This window comes from Streptomyces sp. B21-083 (genome assembly GCF_036898825.1).
In the GTDB taxonomy this organism is placed as follows: domain Bacteria; phylum Actinomycetota; class Actinomycetes; order Streptomycetales; family Streptomycetaceae; genus Streptomyces.
The window spans coordinates 1659453-1677740 of record NZ_JARUND010000001.1 but is presented as its reverse complement, the minus strand read 5'-3'; the positions used below and the strand labels follow the sequence as shown (position 1 = coordinate 1677740).

Here is an 18288-nt window from a genome sequence, read left to right as displayed (position 1 = left end):
CGTCAGCCTCGCAGTTCTCGCACGTACCGCACCTCCGGTACGGCGACCCCGTCCACCTCGAAGGGCTCCTCGGCGCCGTCGGCCGTGAACCCCGCCCGCTCGTAGAACCGCCGCGCGCGGTCGTTGCCCTCGACGACCCACAGGAACACGCGCCGGTGCCCGGCGCCGGCGCACCGGCGTATCGCCTCGCCCAGCAAGGACTGTCCGACCCCGGCGCCGAACCGCTCGGCGGCCACGTAGATCGCGTACAACTCGGCGTCGTCGGTGCGGATCTCGCCGTCCCGGTAGGGCCCGTGGCAGGCCCAGCCGACCACCGTGCCCGACTGTTCGGCGACCAGGTCGACGACCTCCGAACCGGCCCGCACGAAGAACGTACGCCGGCGCTCGGCGTCCTCCGGCACGCTCAGGGCGTCGAGATACGTCTGCGGCATCAGACCTTTGTAGGCGTGCTGCCAGCCCCGGATACGGATTTCGGAGACGCGGTCGCAGTCGTCGAGGGTCATCTCGCGGACGATGATCGGGGCGTTCATGGCGGCACCCTAGGCGGGCGGACGTACGGGGACCTCCCATTAGTCCTCACAGGAGGGTCAGTTGGACCGGCTCGGGTACCGCGGGCCCGGGTGCGGCGGGGTCGTTCTCGGCGGGCTCGGTGATCCGTCGCGGCATTCCCGCGGCCGTGGGCCCGATTCCGTACTCCTGGGCCAGTTCGTGGACCTGGCGGGTGATCCGGCGCTGGTACCACTTGGGGGCGTAGGCGCCCTCCGCGTACAGCCGCTCGTACCGGCGCACCAGCTGCGGGTGGTGGTGGCCGAGCCAGGCCATGTACCACTCACGGGCACCGGGGCGCAGATGCAGCACCAACGGAGTCGCAGAGGTCGCCCCGGAGGCGGCGATCGCCCGCACGGTGGCCCGCAGCCGGTCCGGGTGGTCGCTGAGGAAGGGCAGCACCGGCGCCATCAGCACCCCGCAGCCGATGCCGTGCTCGCCCAGGGTCCGTACGACGTCCAGGCGCCGTTCCGGAGCGGGGGTGCCCGGCTCCACCGTGCGCCACAGGTCGGGGTCGGTGAAGCCGACGGAGACGGAGATGCCGACGTCCGTGACCTGGGCGGCCTGCACCAGGAGGTCGAGGTCGCGCAGGATCAGCGTGCCCTTCGTCAGGATCGAGAAGGGGTTCGCGTGGTCGCGCAGGGCGGTGAGGATGCCCGGCATCAGCCGGTAGCGGCCCTCCGCGCGTTGGACACTGGCGGTCCATGCTTCTGACGTGCGAATCTTGGCCTATGAGCACCCCAACCGAAGACACCAGCACCCTGATTGACCTGGTGTGTCGCAAGAGCCAAGCCGTGAAGTCGAAGACCGGGCGCCGGGAAATCTCTGTCAGCGCGCAGGAAGCACGGGGGAGACGCACAGCGGCTGAACTAGGTCTCACTGTGCGGCACGTCTGGCGGGAAGTCGGCAGCGCTAGCCGGTTCCGCCGAAGTAAGAAGGTTGCCCAGCAAGACCTGGCGTTGCAGGCGCTTGAGAAAGGCGAGATTGGCGCGCTCTGGGTATTCCGCCTTGACCGGTGGACCCGGCGTGGGGCAGGAGCAATCCTCAGCATTGTTGAGCCGCACGACGGGCGGCCCCGGCGTTTGCTGGTGGACAACGGTGACCCGGAAACCCCTGGAATCGGGCTGGATTCCGCTAACCCGCGCGACCGTTCGGAACTGATTCGTCGCGCCGAGGATGCCCGTGAAGAGACAGAAATCCTAAGTGAGCGCGTGCGGAACACTAAGACGTTTCAGCGCGACAACGGAGAATGGCTCAACGGTGCGGCCCCTTACGGTCTCAGAATTGTCATGGTGACGGCTGAGGACGAAGACGGAGAACAGATCGAAGAACGTAAGTTGGAGCGTGACACCGAAACTTCCGCCGGAATCCCCGGTGAACCCAAAGTGACCAGGCTGGACATTGCTCGATGGGTTACGTACGAGGCCCCTCTTGCTGGTAATGCCAAGCGGAAGATCTCCCTCATGCTCAACGACCGTGGGGTTCCGTCACCAACCGGCGGTACATGGGCCTTTAGTACGGTCGCCAACATGATTGATAACCCTGCATATGCGGGCTGGCAGGTGACCGGGCGCGAAGACGGAAGGTCCAAGCGGATGCTGTACCGAAATGCCGCCGGTGAGCGAGTCAGCGTCATGGTGGGACCGGCTATGTTGTCCGAAGTTGAGTACAATGCAGCTCAGGCAGTATCCAGGGGAACCGGTCCTTCCGCTGGTAAGGAATCATGGCGAGCGCGTCACATCCTCACCGATCTACTCGAATGCACCGGGTGCGGGTCCTCCGTCACGTGGCGCGGAAAAGGCTATTGCTGTTGGCGTCCGGGTGCTGGGGGAGTGTGTCCGGCCCCGGCGTACGTGGCGCAGAAAAGCGCTGAAGAGTACGTGTACATGCGCTGGTCTTCTCGACTTGCAGCGACTGAGCCTCATGACCGCTTGCTGGCGATTGTGGCGGAGCGCTGGCAAGCCCGACAGGACCCCCAAGCGTCAGAGGACGAAGCAGCCGCGCGCACGGCCCTGGCAGACGCGGAAGCAGCCCTCAGTCGCCTGTGGAAAGACCGGCGCGCTGGACTCTATGACGGCCCCTCGGAGCGCTTCTTTGCCCCGGCGCTAGCTGAAGCCAATGAGGCAGTCCTAGACGCACAGAAGGCGGTCGAGGCAACGCGCGGGCAGGAAGACGTTGATATTTCGTTCCTTCTCGACACGTCTTATCAACGCGAAGCCTGGGAGGACGCAGACGACGCGCTTAAGCGAGACCTGTTGCGGCTTGCCATTCGGCATATCCGGGTCAAGAAGGCGGGCTATCGGGGGCAGGCATTCGACGGAGACGCGCGCATGGAAATCATCTGGCATGACGACGAAGGCGTCTAGGGCAGCGAAAAGCCCTCGTAGAGAAACCGCAGAGTCGGTCTCAGGAAGAGAATGGCACCGGTCCGGCAGGACTTTGGCGAGTGACGGCCGGACCGGTGTCCCCAAGGGGAAGGCACCAGGATATGATACGCGCGAGTTCGAAGGCCGGCAGGAAGTCGAAGAGGCAGCCTGGTTCCGGCGGGTGGAGTGGCAGCGCATCACGCCTCAACTCGAAGCTCTGTACGGCGCGGTGAGGGCCGGGGACGGCAGCGCACGAACGCGGGGGAGCGCATAAGGTACCCCGCACCCCCAACGAAGAACCCTCGCGTCCGTTGTGGTCGCGGGGTGTTCTTCGTTTCTGGGGGTGTCACTTGGAAACGCTCGTCCCCCAGGTCGTGGCCAGCCTGTGGTGAGTCAGCGCGTCCAAGACGGCCGCGGATCGGCTTTACGTCGAGTTCCTGCGCCGGACGCCTGGTCTACCTCACCACGAATGACCTGCGGTTCTTGAGAAGAGCGTCGTCATTGTTGAACAGGGCGAAGAAGTCGCCAAATTCCGGAATCGCATGGCCCGCGCCTCGTGCTGCGTACCCTCGGTGACGAAGCACTTCAATGACGTACCTCGCCAGTGCCGTACAGAGGAAAGTTCCCTCCTTCGCCACGTGCTCACTATTGTGCTCTGCGATGGCGGCCTCTTCGGCGCTGTTTACCGGGGTGCCGTCCTCAGTAATGGAACGGATAATAATCTTGCCCTCCAGGAGCTTCCCGACAGTACTGGCTTTGTCCGCGTTCCGAAGTGTTTGCCGGGCAGGCCGCATTTCGAGCAATGGCTTTCCAACGGCTTGAAACCAGCGAGCTACAGGATCGAGAGACGGTGCCTTACCCGATAGGACGTCGAGGTTATAGTAACGGGTGGTCCTTGCGAACTCAGCAAGGAACTTCACTGCGTCGTCAATGATATCGGGATGCGGCAACTTCCAACGGAAATCGCTCGGTTCGTGCTTTGCCCGAATCTCTCGCACAGCGCGAAGCAGTTTGTTCAGATCGTGGCCATAGGCGTTCTTAAGCTGCTGGTCGCTCGGGAATTTTCCGTCCGTCACAAGGGCGTCAAGGAGGACGGTCAACTTCATGACTCGTTCTAGACCGATGGTGTAGCTAAAGAAGCCCGCGTAGTACTTCTCCGTCTGCTGGTAGTTTGCCTTTCTCAAAGTGGTGAGTCCAGTGCACAAGGTTTGGGCTGCGAGGCCAGCCTCATGCAGGAGCGGCTGGAAGATTGGTGAATCCCATGGGCTTGCCGCCGACTTACCGTTTGCCATGAGACACACCTTTCGGGTGACGATGCCTTTCAGGGACCAACGGTAGTGGCAGGGTGCGGAGGGCTCCACTCGTTTTTTTCGTCGACTACGGGAGGACGAAGGTTGCGCTATATTTTGCCCGCGTCACGGCGACGTAGAGCTTTGCCCTGTCCCCGGCCTGATTGCAGTCTCGGGTCTCGTAGTAGCTGATCATTGGCTTTGTCGGGAAGATGAGTACCCGGTTGAAGGTGCTGCCCTTCGAGGTGCCCATGTTCATCGCGTCGAGACCGCAGGTGTCGGCCCGCTTATCCCATCGCAACACCACCGGCGCGTAAGTCTCCACGTACTCCTGTACGTCCGACTTCTTGACGGTGAAGATGCCATCGTGGCCAGTGACTTCGGTGTTCTTGGAAACTGTCCGTGCAAGGTCCGGGTACAGGTCATCGGCGAAGTCGCAGATTTCTTGGTTGCAGCGGTAGCTCTCTACGCGGTTCTCGATGACACATAGGGTTGCCCGCTTGCCAAGCCACTCCACGATGCCGCTTCCCTTGAACTGCCTGTTCTTGGCGGCATTGTTCGTCACGAAGGTGGCCTGGCGGGGATCGCCAACTACGGTGACGGAAATCGGCGACTTCATCAGAAGTTCTAGGAGCTCCAAGTCGTACCCGGCCATGTCTTGAATTTCATCAATGTAGATGTGGTCGTAAATCCGTGAGAGTCGGTCGACGACCATCCCCCTGCTCGCCTTGTTCGCCTCAAAGGCAAAGGCGGAGACTCCATCCCGGTATGCAGCCTGGCCGGAATCAAGGTAGTACCGCTTGGGGTTGCTCTTGGGGATATATCTTGAGCGCTGCCCCACGAAGTTGAGTCCGCCCATCATCCCTGTTTCGTCGAGGATGAAGCTTTGATATGGGCGAGCACACTCGTTCAAGAGAAAGGTGAACCATCCCATGACCGTGACGTGCCCGGGAAGTACCCCGGTGCCTGCGCTCAGGCGGTTCACGATCTGTTGCAGGTTCTCGTTGGTGTAGGTCGTCACCAATACGCGCTTACTCGGATCAGCGACGACGCAGTCGATGATGTGCTGGGTCTTCTGTGAGCCGGCCGCCGCGATGACGGCCAAGTTGTTAAGCGACTGCATCCTTGATGTACCCCGGCATGTTGATGGTCTGGTCGCTGGAGAAAATCGTTAGAGCATAGGTGGTCTTCCGGTCCTCCATATGCTCAAGCAAGTCCACTTCGGAAGTGAAATTCTCCCCGAGGATGGAGTTCATCGCAGTGAGGCCGTTCGCCTTTAGAAGCTGCGGCTCAAGGGTCTGATAAGCCCTATCTTCGCCCACATGAACAGAAATATTCGCGAAGGTGGTATGGGCGGCGTATTTCTGCTGAACCTCTGCGGCGTCCTTGCCATCGTTGTCCCTCACGACGGCGACCACATTGCCGGTCAGTGATGCGATATCAAGGAACCGCCTAAATGCCAGACCGCGCACGCTGATCACATCTACGCCATCTTCGATAGGCAGACATCCGTGGACGTCCTTGTAAGCCCGCTGGACGATGAGTTCATCAGAAGGTCCCTCCACAAGGATTGACCGTCGAGCAAGTACAAGACGTAGAGTGTCGTAGCCCGAGAGCTTGCGGAAGTAATCTTGTGTGTCAGCTGGAAGGCTGTCGAGTCGAAATCCTTCCGTTGCTGAGAGCAGGACGAGTTTTTCAAGACCTAGCTTGTTCAACACATAGGAACTGTGCGTGGTGATGAAGACTTGTTTGCCCTCGCACTTGTCGCTGATCTTCTTAACCAGCTTGCCCAGGTTGGAGAATGACAGATGCTTCTCCGGCTCCTCGACGAGAACGATATGAGCGTCGTCAACCTTCTTGTTGAGGGCGAGCAGAATCTTTAGCGTGCTCTGCTCTCCCTTGCCGACGAACTGGAAGGGAAGGTCGTCAAGGTGTGGCACGATGCCGCTTTCCCAACTCGACTTCTGCGACACGTCGATGTTCAGCGTCAGTTCGCGGTCACTTACGTTGCTCGGGGCACCCCGTAGCGCGTCATTGATCTTCACGATCGACTCGTCCTCTGCGAACGTCTCACGGAGGCTGCGGTACGCGCGTGTCAGCTTTACTCGCTCTTCCGGAACAAGTAGATCATTAAGGATGTGCTTCATGTAGTATTCGACGCCGCTATGAAGGTGGACGTTCGCAGCGTCGATAAGTGAGGCCGTGGCTGGGATGCTGCGGAAGGTGATGCCATTCCCTGAGAAGTCCAGCCAGTCAACCTTGTAATACTCGGTTGGCACCAAGCGGACCTGAGTCGGGTCTTTAACGAACTCCTTGTATTCGGGCTCGTAGTCCCGGTTGAGTGAAACGCGAATGCGCACACCAGGCTCATTGGCCCTGAGGAGGTTGTTGGTTCCCATCAGATCAGCGGGTGCTGTCTTGCTGTCGAGAAACAGGTCGATGATTATCTCTGGCGGCCTGGCTTCGCGCCCATCTTGCAGTGCAGCGATGTATTCGGCGGCGTCTTGGTGAAACAGGTATGGCGACAGGTCCTGGGCAAGAAGGCGACCTCGGAGCCTGCCGGTGAGCGCAAGACTAATTGCTTCCAAAATCGTCGACTTACCTGCATCGTTGTCGCCGACCAGGATGTTCATCTTGGGGTCGAAGTCGAGCTTAAAATTGCGAAACCAGCGGTAGTTCTGGATGATGATTTTCGAAAGCATATGCCCCCCCATTTTAAAACTTCCGCCACTCGGAGGCGAGCATAAACTTGATCGGCAGAATCATTCCGCCACTTGTGCCCCCACTGCCCGCCCACGAACAAGTGGCGAGGAGCGTAGCAAGCAACACAGGAGCTACGTGGGCAGAACCGACAAAGTTCTGTCAGAAACAAGAACGCACCCCTGTTCATATAGAAACAAGGGTGCGATTCATTGTTTTGGTGCCGCTGGATCAGCCCAACCAACCGCACGCCGGCCCCGCCTCCTAGAAGGCACCGTTCACGTGCGTCGAGACCATCGCCGAAACCGTCGTCCCCATCAGGTGGGCGTACAGAGCGGTTCGCGCCTGGTCTTCAACTGGACCTCGGGGTGCCCGGATGCCCCTCGCCAGGACGAGCGGCCTGTGCACCTGGTCGAAAGGGGGCGACTCCACGGGGACGCCGAGCGGTAGTTCAGCCCAAACGACTTTCCCGCCGACGGGCGGACGGTAGACGTCCCGCCGTTTGGCGAGCTGCTCGACCAACAGCAGTCCACGACCTCCTTCCGTCTCAAGGTCGGGGTTCTTCCGACTCAAGGTCGGGGTTCTTCCGAACCGGCCCCGCTTCTGCTCTGTCCCAGACTTCGACGAACAGGCTGACCTCGATGGCCCGAAGCTGTATCCCGATGACGTGCTCGGCCTTGATCTGCCATGACTTCGGTTCTGGGTCGGTGATGCCACTCGCCTTCACCGCGTTGGTGACGAGTTCGCTCATGATGAGCGCCGCTGTGTCGGTGTGCTCTTCGAGCTGCCAGTTCGTCAACGTGTGCCGTACGAACATCCGTGAACAGGCGACGGACGTAGGGACGGCAACCAACCGGAGTGACCTTGCCAGCAGAGGGATCGGGGTCACTTTGTCGGCGGGGTTCACGTTGCCCCGCCGTTCTTGGTAGTCAGCGGACATGGCGGGGTGTCCTCCTCGGTGCAATCGGCGATCCACACCCGGCCGCCAATGTCTTGTTGCAGCAGTTCTTTGGAGAGGTCCGCGAGGACAGGCAGCGTGTTCAGGTGCCGGAAAGTCGGCACCACCACGTTGCGGATGTCGTGCAGTTGGCAGTAGCGGGTCACGGCGTGAAGCGCTGCCGTATGACCGGGCTGCTTCTCGATGAACGCCAGCGTCAGCGCGAGGCCCTCGCGTTCTGCGAGAGCGCACATGTCAGCGATGAGGCGTTGTTCTTCCTGTTCATCCACACCATCGAGGCGGCGCAGGTAGCCAGCGCACAGCGGGCGCGGCTTGATCGTTTCACCAGTCACACTGTCCCCTCCTTCGAGGAGACGGCCAGCTCAGCCCACACGCTTTTCCCGATGACCCTGGGCGTCACGCCCCAGTCGTCAGCGAGCGCCGCCACGATTTGCAGACCCCGGCCACCTTCGTCGACGCCGCTACGCGGTGAGACGGGAGCGGCCACGGGCGGCATACCGCTCGCTGCGTCGCGTACCTCGACAAGTAGGCGGTCGTCGTCAATGTGGTAGACCACCAGAACGCGACTTCCCCGCGTTGCTCGGCCATGGATTACTGCGTTCGTCACCAATTCGGTGACTACCCACTCTAGGAAGTCGGCGGCGTCTGGAAGTAAGCACCAATCTTCCGCGAGGGCCCTGGCCTTAGCGCGGGCGACCGGCACAGATGGGCGGTATCGCCTGTACCGCACCTGCAACGACCTGGGTTCAGCCATACTCGGTCCCCTCGACGGGCTTGGCGTGGCATGAGTGCTAGGGATCTTGAGCCTCGCAGGCAACGCACCGCCACAGTAAGCACTGTGCACGGTGGGGATCCCAAAGTGTCAAGTACCCACGTTGAGTGGTGCCGAATGCTTGTTGCCCTCACCGTGAGGCGAGCGGCACACTTGACCTGCAAGAAGGAGTAGGAGAGGCGGCCGACCGGTGCCCATCAACAACAACCCGACGTTCCGTCAACGACGGTTGGCGCGGACGCTGCGCGAGCTGCGGAGCGCTGCCGGGCTGACGCATGCCGACGCCGCCAAGGTGCTTGGATCGGCGGAATCAAAGGTTGGCCGGATCGAGAACGCGCAGTCGGGCATCCGTCTGCCGGATCTTCGCGCCCTGATGGACGCGTACAACGTCACCGATCCAACCGAGCGGGCCGCGATTGAGAAGCTGTCGCGCGAGGCCAAGCAAAAGGGCTGGTGGAGCCGGTACGTCAATGTGGTCGATCCGGCGTACGCGGCATACGCCGCCGTTGAGTGGGACGCTTCGGAGCTCTACAACGTCGAGACCAACTTGGTTCCCGGCCTGTTGCAAGTTCCGGAGTACACCGAAGCGCTCATCAAGCTGCAAGCGCCGGACGCTGGCAAGGAGCGAGTGGAAGCACAGATCAACGTGCGGCGGGAGCGAAGAAGCATCCTGACCAGGGATAGCCCGCTCCAACTGTGGGTGATCATCGCTGAGAACGTGCTGTATCACCATGTCGGCGACAGCAGCGTGATGAAGGCGCAGCTTGAGTCCCTGATCGCAGACAGCAGGAAGCAGAACGTCGAGCTTCAAGTGTTGCCGCGCGAGGACCCCATGAACGCCTGTCTCTTCGGGCCGTTCGTGATCATGAGCTTCCCGACCTCGGCAGAGACGGACGTCGTCTATACCGAGTCGCCAACCAGCACCTTCTACTACGAGGACGCGGCCGACGTGGAGACGTACACGATGCTGTTCCGTCGTCTCAACATGGCAGCCGCCAACGTCAGCAAGTCCCGGGCGCTCATCTACGACGCCCTCAAGGAAATGGAACAGGGCTGATGAAGCCAACAACCAAACCCGGCTCACGCCCGCTGGAGTGGGTCAAGTCGTCGTACTCCGGAAACAACGGCAACTGCGTTGAAGCTGCCGTTTTGCCTGGTGGCGGTCGAGCGCTGCGTGACAGCAAGGACCGGACCGGCCCCATGCTGACGTTCTCGGCCGATGAGTTCAGGGCGTTCATCGCGGGTGCTAGCGCTGGCGAGTTCGGCCAGCAGTAGCCGCTTGATCCCCTCACGAAGAAACGCCCGACCCCCGCTATGGTCGGGCGCTTCTTACTTGCAAGATCATCTCTGGAATCGGCGCAACTTTTCTGCGGCTCTATGTGCCACTCCTGGCCGTTTGGCTCCCCGGTGTCGACGGGTGCCGCAAGGGCTCTGAGCTGTGGTTTTTGCGCTTCCTGCCCCCTGCTGGGCGACCTCCAGCAGGGGTAGAATGAGGGCGTCAGGCACAGTGCCTTTGTGAATCTTCGTCGAGTCGAAGGTACGGGTGGTCACCGCGTCCGCGCCGAACAGCGCGGCGTCGGCCGGGCCGGAGCCGGACTCCACTGTGAGGTTTTCCCAGCGCATGACACCTCCTCGGTAGCACTGACCCCAGAATAGAACACATGTTCCCTTGATCGTGCGATCGTATGTTCGAGTGTCGTGAAGGTCCTTGAAGGCACCCCGATTTGGGCGGCCGGGCGGCAGGGTGGTTGGGTGAGCGCGAACCCCCGAAGAACCAGCTGCTGGAGGAACGCAATGGCGCAGGTCGAGGCCACCACGGAGCGCATCGTCGCGGCGGACGCGGAGACGGTGTTCGACGCCCTCGCCGACTACAGCGGCACGCGCTCGAAGGTGATGCCGGAGCAGTTCAGCGAGTACGAGGTGCGCGAGGGCGGCGACGGCGAGGGCAGCCTCGTCCACTGGAAGCTCCAGGCCACCAGCAAGCGCGTCCGGGACTGTCTCCTGGAGGTCAGCGAGCCCACCGACGGTGAGCTCGTCGAGAAGGACCGCAACTCCTCGATGGTCACCACCTGGCGCGTCACCCCCGCCGGCGAGGGCACGTCGCGGGTCGTCGTCACCAGCGTCTGGACCGGCGCCACCGGCATCGGCGGCTTCTTCGAGCGGACCTTCGCTCCCAAGGGCCTCGCCCGCATCTACGACGGCCTCCTCGACAGGCTCGCCACCGAGGTGGAGAAGTAGGGAAAAGCCCGAGGGCCGGGCCTCTCAAGGGGCTGCCTCCCGAGGGGTGTTGATTCCCGCCCCCGTACATCTCACCGGTTCGAGTGGATCTCCGCCCCCGTGCACCGGAACGCCGTAACTCGTCGCGCTTGCTCACAGTTGTCGCCCAAAGCGGGAATTGTGCGGTAGGTGCGACGAGGGGAGCGGTACGTGGGCGGGATCACTCTGGTGCAGGACGAACCGGCTACCGCACTCGCCGCACCCCCGCCCGAGCCTCCACAACTCGGCCCGCGCCGGATCCGGTTGGTGTTCTTCGGGCTCATGCTCGCCCTGCTGCTCGCCGCCCTGGAGCAGATGATCGTCGCCACCGCGCTCCCCAAGATCGTCGGTGAACTGCACGGTCTGGACAAGATGTCCTGGGCGATCACCGCCTACCTGCTCACCGCCACCGTCGGACTGCCGGTCTACGGCAAACTCGGTGATCTGCTCGGCCGCAAGGGCGTCTTCCAGTTCGCGATCGTCGTCTTCGTCATCGGCTCGGCGCTGGCCGGCCGGTCGCAGACCATGGACCAGCTCATCGCCTTCCGCGCCCTGCAGGGCGCCGGCGCGGGCGGGTTGATGATCGGCGTGCAGGCGATCATGGCGGACATCGTGCCGCCGCGCGAACGCGGGCGCTTCATGGGCCTGATCGGCGCCGCGTTCGGCCTCGCCTCGGTCGCCGGGCCCCTCCTGGGCGGCTACTTCACCGACCACCTCTCCTGGCGCTGGTGCTTCTGGTTCAACGTGCCGTTCGGGCTGCTGACGCTGGCCGTCGTCACCGTCGTGCTGAAGCTGCCGAAGCCCGCTGCCAGGGCCCGGCTCGACCTCCTCGGGGCGCTGCTGCTCGCCGTGGCCTCGACCTGTCTGGTCCTGCTGACCAGTTGGGGCGGCACCGAGTACGCGTGGGACTCGCGCGAGATCCTCGGACTCGGCGCCGGAGCGGTCGTGGCCGGCGCGCTCTTCGTCGTCGCCGAGCACTTCGCAGCCGAACCCCTCATCCCCCTGCGGCTGTTCAGGGACTCCGTCTTCAACGTCACCGGTCTGGTGGGCCTGGTGATCGGGGTGGCGCTCTTCGGGGCGGCCAGTTATCTGCCGACCTTCCTCCAGATGGTCGACGGTGCCAGCGCCACCGAGTCCGGGCTGCTGATGGTGCCCATGATGGCCGGCATCGTCGGCGCGTCGATCGTCTCCGGCCAGCTCATCAGCCACACCGGCCGCTACAAGATCTGGCCCGTGCTGGGCAGCGCCCTCGCCGTCCTCGGCATGTGGCTGCTGTCCCGCCTCGAAGTGGACACACCGCGGCTGCAGTACAGCCTGTGGATGGCCGTCCTCGGCGCCGGCATCGGCATGGTGATGCCGGTCCTGGTCCTCGCCGTGCAGAACTCCGTGCGCCCCGCCGACCTCGGCACCGCGACCAGCGCCAACAACTACTTCCGGCAGATCGGCGGCAGCGTCGGCGCCGCCGTCTTCGGCACCCTCTTCGCGAACCGGCTCGCCGAGTCCCTGCGCGACAGCCTCCCCGCGCGTGCGGGCGCCCGCCTCCCCGACCCCCACTCGCTCACCCCGCAGCTCGTCCACACGCTGCCCCCGGCGCTGCGCGACAGCTACATCAGGGCGTACGCCGACGCCATGCCGCGCATCTTTCTCTACCTCGTGCCGGTACTGGTCCTCGGTCTGCTCGTCGCCTGCTTCCTCAAGGAGAAACCGCTGGTGTCCCACCACACCGCCCCCGCCGACCTCGACCCCGCGGGAACCCCGGCCACCCTGGCGATGCCGCAGACCCGGGCGCCGTACACCGCCGGAATCCCGGTGTCCGGCACGGTGCAGCACCCGGACGGGACCGTCGTCCCACGCGCGGCGCTCACGCTCATCGACGTCACGGGGGCGCAGATCGGGCGTGGCGCGAGCGCCGAGGACGGGCGGTACGCGCTGTCCACACCCGGCTCGGGCACCTACGTCATGATCGCCGCGGCCGGCGGTCACCAGCCCCAGGCGGTCACCGTGACCGTCGGGGAACGGCCCGTCGAACTGGACCTCGTCCTGGGCGGCGCGGGGCGCCTGGCGGGCCGGGTACGGAGCCCTGACGGCAATCCTGTCCCGGACGCCACCGTCACACTCACCGATGTGCACGGCGAAGTCGTCGCGACCACCCGCAGCGGCTACGAGGGCCGGTACGCCATCACCGAACTGATGGCCGGTGAGTACACCCTCGCCGTCGGCTCTCCCGCGTTCCGCCCGGCCGCGCTCCCCGTCACCGTGAAGGCGTCCCGGGAGACCTGTCAGGACGTCGAACTCGCCGGCGGCGCGGTCCTGCGGGGAACCGTGCGGGCAGGGAGCGGACGGCCCGTCGAGGACGCGCGCGTGACGCTGCTCGACATGACCGGCACCGTCGTGGACACGCTCACCACGTCGGCCGACGGAATGTTCCGGTTCGTCGACCTGGCCTCCGGTGAGTACACCGTCCTCGCCTCCGGTTACCCGCCGGTCGCCACCGTTCTCCAGGTGGCCGGCGGTGGCCGTACCGAACGCGACCTCCGGCTCGGACACGACGACTGACCAGCAGGTCCGGGCCCCGGTACCGGCCGTGCGGCCGGTCGCCTCGGCCGTACCGGCGCGCGGGGCGTGCGTCCGCGCGCCGGAGCGGACCGGCCAAGACCAATTAGCGGATTGCCACACATCGCGACGGACCGGCGCCGTACGGTGGTGACGACGGCACAGATCTTGCGGAGCCGTGGGAAGAAGGGGCCTGCGCCATGGACCGTGGCACCGAGACGGGCGCACCTCCCAGCCGCGGAGCTGGGGAGAGCGCGTCGGCGGAGCACGCCCCAGCGGGCCGTATCCCGCTGGCCGTCGTCGTGGTCGACCGTGAAGGTCTGGTCTCGCACTGGAGCCGGGGCGCACGACGCCTGTTCGGCGCCTCGAAGGAGGAAGCCCTTGGCCGGCCCGCCGTCGATTTGCTGCCCGTCTCCGGAGCCCTCCCCGACCTCGACGACGAGGACACGTCGCCCTACGGGTCGTACGCGGCGTACGACGGCCTCGGACCCGACCTGGAGGCCTCCCTCGACGGCCGGCTCGCCTACCGGGCCGCGGGCCGCGCCCGTCTCGCGGTGCCCGAGCGTGACGGCGACCGCGTCGACGTGCTGTGGTGGGCCTACCCCCTGGTGGGCCCCGGAAGCGAGCGGCTCCTCGTGCTGGCCGCCGACACGGACGTACTGCGCCAGGAGGCCGACGAGTTCGCTGTCGAGCGCATCGCGCCCGGGTTCGCCCTGCACACCGACTTCCCCGGTGCCGACGAACTCGCCCGCAGACTCCCCGAGATCCTGCCCAGCATGAGCGTCGGGGAGAGCGCCCGTATCGTCTCCCAGATCCTCGAACTGGGCTATCCAGTCCTGGAGTTCAGCCAGAACGACCTGATTCCCGTCACCCCCGACTGGGGCGTGCCCCGGCGCGCCGAGCGCAAGGCCCGCCGGGAGCGCGCGGCCCGGGCGGCGCAGGCCGGCGAGGCCCTGCCCGAGGACCTCCAGGACGACGTCGAGGACCTCGAATACACGGCTGTGCGCGAGCGGTTGGAGTTCCTCAACGAGGTCAGTGGACGCATCGGCACCTCGCTCGACCTGTCCCGCACGATCGTCGAGGTCAGCAGGGCGGTCGTCCCCCGCTTCACGGATGTGGCGGGCACCTATCTGCGCGAACAGGTCGTCGCGGGTGAGGGGTTCCCCGACGGCGTGCCCGACACGACGACGATGTGGCACCGCGTCGCCCTCGAACACACCGACGAGCCGGGTCGTTGGGACGACGTCGTACCGGTCGGCGAGGCCATGCCGTTCCCGGCGCACACCCCGTTCTTCCAGTGCATGACCAGCGGTCAGCCCGTCCTCGTGCCGCGCATCAGCGAGCAGATGGGGCACATGATCGCCTCACAGTTCGAGAAGCGTGACATCCGGCCGCTGATCACCGGCCGCTCCATGCTGGTCGTCCCGCTGAAGGCCCGTAACGTCGTCCTCGGTTTCATGGTCCTGCTGCGCCACGCGGAGCGCGTCGAGTTCAACGACATGGACCGGGTCACCGGCGCCGAACTCGCCGCCCGCGCGGGCCTCGTGCTCGACAACGCGCGCATGTACACCTACCAGGAGAGCGTCGCCGAGACCCTCCAGGACAGCATGCTGCCGCAGATCCCGCCGCGCATGGCGGGCTGCGACATCGCCACCCGCTATCTGCCCGGCACACTGCTCGGCCGGGTCGGCGGCGACTGGTTCGACTCGGTGAAACTGCCCGGCGCCCGTACCGCTCTCGTTGTCGGCGACGTCATGGGACACGGCCTCAACTCCGCCGCGATGATGGGTCAGTTGCGTACGGCCGTGCAGACCATGGCCGCCCTCGACCTGCCGCCCGCCCAGCTTCTGCGCAACCTCGACGACCTCGCCCAGCGCCTCGGCGACACCTATCTCGCGACCTGTCTCTACGCCGTCTACGACCCGATCGCGGGCGAGCTGCACATCGCCAACGCGGGCCATATCCCACCCGTGCTGGTCCGCGCGGAGGACGGCCGGAGCGAGCTGCTCGACCTGCCCACCGGCGCGCCCATCGGCGTCGGCGGAGTGCCCTTCGAGGCGGTACGCGTGCGCGTGCGGCCCGGTGACCGGCTCGTGATGTGCACCGACGGTCTGGTCGAGGTACGCGGTGAGGACATCGGGGTGGGCCTGGCGACGCTCTGCGAGTCCGCCGCCCATCCGGCCGCCTCCATGGACGACGCCTGCGACACGATCATCCGCGCTCTCAACACGCGCGGGGGCCGCAAGGACGACGTGGCACTGCTGATGGCCCGGCTGAACGGCATCGAACCGGACGACGTCGCCGAATGGCGGCTCGCCCCGAGCCCGTCCGAGGTCGGCCGGGCCCGTGCCGTGGTCCGCGAACAGCTCCACGAATGGGGCCTGGCGCGGCTGGTGGACAGCGCCGAGCTGCTCGTCGGCGAGCTGGTCACCAACGCCGTACGGCACTCGCACGGCCGTCCCCTCGAAGTGCGGCTCGTGCGCGGCGAGACGCTGCTGTGCGAGGTGGACGACGACGATCACACCCTGCCTTCGCTGCTCAGCGCCGAGCCCACAGCCGAGTTCGGCCGCGGGCTGCGCGTGGTGAGCACACTGGCCCGGGAGTGGGGCGCCAGCCGTACGGGCACGGGCAAGACCGTGTGGTTCGAGCTCACGCTGCCGCGTCGACGCTGACGATCCGCCGTGGATGTCAGTGCCCTGTGCTTGGATTGATGTTGCCGCGGGGCCGGGGCGTGCGAGGCGCACACCGGCGTACACCTCTCGAACGAGCCGTGAAGGTATACGCGGTGCGCTTGTGAGCGCAACCGGGGCACGGTAGACCGAACTGGCCCGTCACCGAGGACGGGCAGCCGTCGCATCCTGGGGAGTTGGGCATGAGCGTGACGAGTCGGTACAGGGAGTCCTGGGAGGGCTTCTGGCGCGAGGCCCCCCATGGACAGGGAGCCGTCTTCTGGGACTCGGAGCCGATGCTGACCGCCGGCCTCCACCTCGCCGTCTTCGAACCGCATCTCGCGGACTTCGAGTTGCCTCTCCTCGACCTCGGTTGCGGCAACGGCACCCAGACCCGGTTCCTCAGCGACCGGTTCACCCGGGTCGTCGGCGCCGACCTCTCGCCCGCCGCGGTCGAGCGCGCCCGGCAGGCCGACCCGGAGGGCGCGGCCGAGTACGAACTGCTCGACTGCGCCGACAAGACCGAGGTCGAGGAACTGCACGGAAAGCTCGGCGACACCAACCTGTACATGCGCGGGGTGCTCCACCAGTGCGACGCCGACGACCGGCAGACACTCGTCGACGGCATCGCCACCCTCATCGGACAGCGCGGCCGGGCCTTCCTGGTCGAGCTGTCGCAGGACGCGCGCCCCCTGCTCATGGACCTCGCCCAGCGCCCCGAGGGCCCGCCGCCCAAGCTCCGCCCGGTTCTCCAGCACGGCATCGCACCCGGCGAGGTGGCGGACTCGGCGGTGCCCGTGTACCTGAGCGCGGCGGGACTGGAGGTCCTCGCGAGCGGCGAACTCCCCCTCACCACGACGGAGTACACGTCCGAGGGAACCCGCGTCGTGCTGCCCTCGAAATGGGTCGTGGTGGCTCGGCAGCGTTGAGGATCACGGCGGCCGGGACCGCGAGACCGGCGGCCGCCGTGATCAACCTGATATGTGGAGAACTCGTGAAGGATTGACGGGAGTCGTTGAAGGTGACCAGAATTCGGATCACTTCGCTGTGTCTGAAGCGAGCGAAGTGATGCGAGTGACCTGGCCGCGTGAGCCTTCGTGGCATCCGCCGCGCCGGTCGCCGGCACCTGACACACTTCCCACACATCACGATCCACAGAGGCTCATTTTGTCGAGTTCGCGCCACCCCAGAACTCTTTCCGTCCTCGCCGCGACCGCTTTCGCCGCCGCTGCCGTACCCGTACTCGGGGCGGGCACGGCGAGCGCGACCACGGGCGGGGCGTGCCAGTCCGCCACCGTCCAGTACCGCATAGCCGGCGGTGACTGGACCTCACAGGGTGGGTTCCACTCCTGGACCACCGTTCCCGGCGCTGTCGAGGTGCGGCTGGCCCCGGGCCAGAGTGTCGGGGAGGGCTGCAAGTACCCCGTGTCCCTGGCCGAGTACACGACCGAGGGTCCGAACTGGAACACCTCCGGCCACCAGACCATGGTCGACAAGGACACCGTCTACCTCACCTCCGCCGACGTCGCCGAGGCCGGCGGCGCGGAGCACACCTGGCAGACGCTGAACGTCAAGACCCCGGACTGCTACGGGCAGATCGACCTGTACGGCGACGACATCGCGTACGACGGGCAGACCGGGGAGGGCCACGGGCCGGCTCCCTACCAGCCCGACAACGTGGTCACCCCGTACCACCTCATAGCCGCCTGGAACGGCGGGGACAAGCCGTGCGACACCGGCGCCTCCGAGCCGCCCGCCCCGACGCCGTCGGAGCCCGCGCCGAGCACCCCGGCCACGCCGACCACCCCCGCGCCGCCCACGACCCCCGCGGGCAGTGAGCCGCCGGTCGAGACGACCCCGCCGACCACCCCCGACACCTCCACCACTCCGCCCACCACCCCGGACGTGCCCCCGGCGGAGTCGACACCGCCCACCAGCCCGGCGCCCTCGCCCAGCGAGAGCACCCCGCCGCTGGCGGAGACCGGCGCCGGCGCGCCGGTCGGCCCGATCGCCGGTGTGGCGGCCGTGGTGGTCGCCCTCGGCGCCGGCGCGCTCTTCCTGGCCCGCCGCACCCGCCGTTCCTGACCGGGCGCCTACGGACCGCCGTCGTCCCGTAGGGCAGCAGAACGCCCGACAGCCCCGTCTCCGCAGGGAGGCGGGGCTGTCGTGTCCGCCCGGC

Annotated in this window: 15 protein-coding genes and 1 pseudogene; 8 read left to right on the top strand and 8 right to left on the bottom strand. The window is 65.6% G+C overall.

Annotation, left to right across the window (positions count from 1 at the left end; genetic code table 11):
* Positions 1–2: 2 nt before the first annotated feature.
* Both QA861_RS07350 and QA861_RS07345 read right to left on the bottom strand, forming a co-directional pair.
* The gene (locus QA861_RS07350; RefSeq protein WP_334587398.1) at positions 3–530 is read right to left on the bottom strand and encodes a GNAT family N-acetyltransferase; all 528 of its coding nucleotides are present in this window, start codon (positions 528–530) and stop codon (positions 3–5) included.
* 46 nt (positions 531–576) lie between these two features.
* A pseudogene (locus tag QA861_RS07345) lies at positions 577–1236 on the bottom strand (radical SAM family protein); the annotation flags it as partial.
* Positions 1237–1277: 41 nt separating this feature from the next.
* Between QA861_RS07345 and QA861_RS07340 the strand changes: the two are divergent.
* Entirely contained in the window at positions 1278–2912 is a 1635-nt protein-coding gene (locus QA861_RS07340) for a recombinase family protein (RefSeq protein WP_334587397.1), read from the top strand.
* Between the two features lie 455 nt (positions 2913–3367).
* Here QA861_RS07340 and QA861_RS07335 read toward each other — a convergent pair whose 3' ends face one another.
* The 6 genes from QA861_RS07335 to QA861_RS07310 form a co-directional block, all read right to left on the bottom strand.
* A complete protein-coding gene (locus QA861_RS07335; RefSeq protein ID WP_334587396.1) occupies positions 3368–4204 on the bottom strand; it encodes a hypothetical protein in 837 nt (278 codons plus the stop codon).
* Between the two features lie 85 nt (positions 4205–4289).
* Positions 4290–5306 carry a UvrD-helicase domain-containing protein gene (locus tag QA861_RS07330; protein WP_334587395.1) on the bottom strand — a complete coding sequence of 339 codons (1017 nt, stop codon included), beginning with the start codon at positions 5304–5306 and terminating at the stop codon, positions 4290–4292.
* A gap of 4 nt (positions 5307–5310) precedes the next feature.
* Complete coding sequence (locus tag QA861_RS07325; RefSeq protein WP_334587394.1) at positions 5311–6903, bottom strand: ATP-dependent nuclease; 1593 nt, start codon at positions 6901–6903, stop codon at positions 5311–5313.
* Positions 6904–7448: 545 nt separating this feature from the next.
* Complete coding sequence (locus QA861_RS07320; RefSeq protein WP_334587393.1) at positions 7449–7652, bottom strand: ATP-binding protein; 204 nt, start codon at positions 7650–7652, stop codon at positions 7449–7451.
* Positions 7653–7804: 152 nt separating this feature from the next.
* On the bottom strand, positions 7805–8191 hold the full coding sequence (locus QA861_RS07315) for a hypothetical protein (protein ID WP_334587392.1): 387 nt from the start codon (positions 8189–8191) through the stop codon (positions 7805–7807).
* Complete coding sequence (locus tag QA861_RS07310; RefSeq protein WP_334587391.1) at positions 8188–8613, bottom strand: ATP-binding protein; 426 nt, start codon at positions 8611–8613, stop codon at positions 8188–8190. Before QA861_RS07310 ends, QA861_RS07315 begins: the two co-directional genes overlap by 4 nt.
* 208 nt (positions 8614–8821) lie before the next feature.
* On the opposite strand from QA861_RS07310, the gene QA861_RS07305 reads away from it, so the two are divergent.
* From QA861_RS07305 to QA861_RS07275, 7 genes are all read left to right on the top strand, one after another.
* Positions 8822–9688: a helix-turn-helix domain-containing protein gene (locus QA861_RS07305; protein ID WP_334587390.1), complete on the top strand. Its 867-nt coding sequence runs from the start codon at positions 8822–8824 to the stop codon at positions 9686–9688.
* On the top strand, positions 9688–9906 hold the full coding sequence (locus QA861_RS07300; protein ID WP_334587389.1) for a DUF397 domain-containing protein: 219 nt from the start codon (positions 9688–9690) through the stop codon (positions 9904–9906). Before QA861_RS07305 ends, QA861_RS07300 begins: the two co-directional genes overlap by 1 nt.
* A 519-nt stretch (positions 9907–10425) precedes the next feature.
* Positions 10426–10869, top strand: coding sequence for an SRPBCC family protein (locus QA861_RS07295; protein WP_334587388.1), 444 nt, complete (start codon positions 10426–10428; stop codon positions 10867–10869).
* A gap of 189 nt (positions 10870–11058) precedes the next feature.
* Entirely contained in the window at positions 11059–13443 is a 2385-nt protein-coding gene (locus tag QA861_RS07290; protein ID WP_334587387.1) for an MFS transporter, read from the top strand.
* A gap of 197 nt (positions 13444–13640) precedes the next feature.
* Positions 13641–16112 (top strand): ATP-binding SpoIIE family protein phosphatase, encoded by a 2472-nt coding sequence (locus QA861_RS07285; RefSeq protein WP_334587386.1) that lies wholly within the window; start codon positions 13641–13643, stop codon positions 16110–16112.
* A gap of 200 nt (positions 16113–16312) precedes the next feature.
* Positions 16313–17038 carry a class I SAM-dependent methyltransferase gene (locus QA861_RS07280; RefSeq protein WP_334587385.1) on the top strand — a complete coding sequence of 242 codons (726 nt, stop codon included), beginning with the start codon at positions 16313–16315 and terminating at the stop codon, positions 17036–17038.
* A gap of 238 nt (positions 17039–17276) precedes the next feature.
* The gene (locus tag QA861_RS07275; protein ID WP_334587384.1) at positions 17277–18194 is read left to right on the top strand and encodes a hypothetical protein; all 918 of its coding nucleotides are present in this window, start codon (positions 17277–17279) and stop codon (positions 18192–18194) included.
* The last annotated feature ends 94 nt before the right edge of the window (positions 18195–18288 follow it).

Bases quoted from the DNA above. Each gene is read 5' to 3' on its own strand.
- QA861_RS07320 (WP_334587393.1), bottom strand. From the start codon at position 7,652: ATGAGCGAACTCGTCACCAACGCGGTGAAGGCGAGTGGCATCACCGAC.
- QA861_RS07350 (WP_334587398.1), bottom strand. From the start codon at position 530: ATGAACGCCCCGATCATCGTCCGCGAGATGACCCTCGACGACTGCGAC.
- QA861_RS07325 (WP_334587394.1), bottom strand. From the start codon at position 6,903: ATGCTTTCGAAAATCATCATCCAGAACTACCGCTGGTTTCGCAATTTT.
- QA861_RS07335 (WP_334587396.1), bottom strand. From the start codon at position 4,204: ATGGCAAACGGTAAGTCGGCGGCAAGCCCATGGGATTCACCAATCTTC.
- QA861_RS07340 (WP_334587397.1), top strand. From the start codon at position 1,278: ATGAGCACCCCAACCGAAGACACCAGCACCCTGATTGACCTGGTGTGT.
- QA861_RS07285 (WP_334587386.1), top strand. From the start codon at position 13,641: ATGGACCGTGGCACCGAGACGGGCGCACCTCCCAGCCGCGGAGCTGGG.
- QA861_RS07280 (WP_334587385.1), top strand. From the start codon at position 16,313: ATGAGCGTGACGAGTCGGTACAGGGAGTCCTGGGAGGGCTTCTGGCGC.
- QA861_RS07295 (WP_334587388.1), top strand. From the start codon at position 10,426: ATGGCGCAGGTCGAGGCCACCACGGAGCGCATCGTCGCGGCGGACGCG.
- QA861_RS07310 (WP_334587391.1), bottom strand. From the start codon at position 8,613: ATGGCTGAACCCAGGTCGTTGCAGGTGCGGTACAGGCGATACCGCCCA.
- QA861_RS07300 (WP_334587389.1), top strand. From the start codon at position 9,688: ATGAAGCCAACAACCAAACCCGGCTCACGCCCGCTGGAGTGGGTCAAG.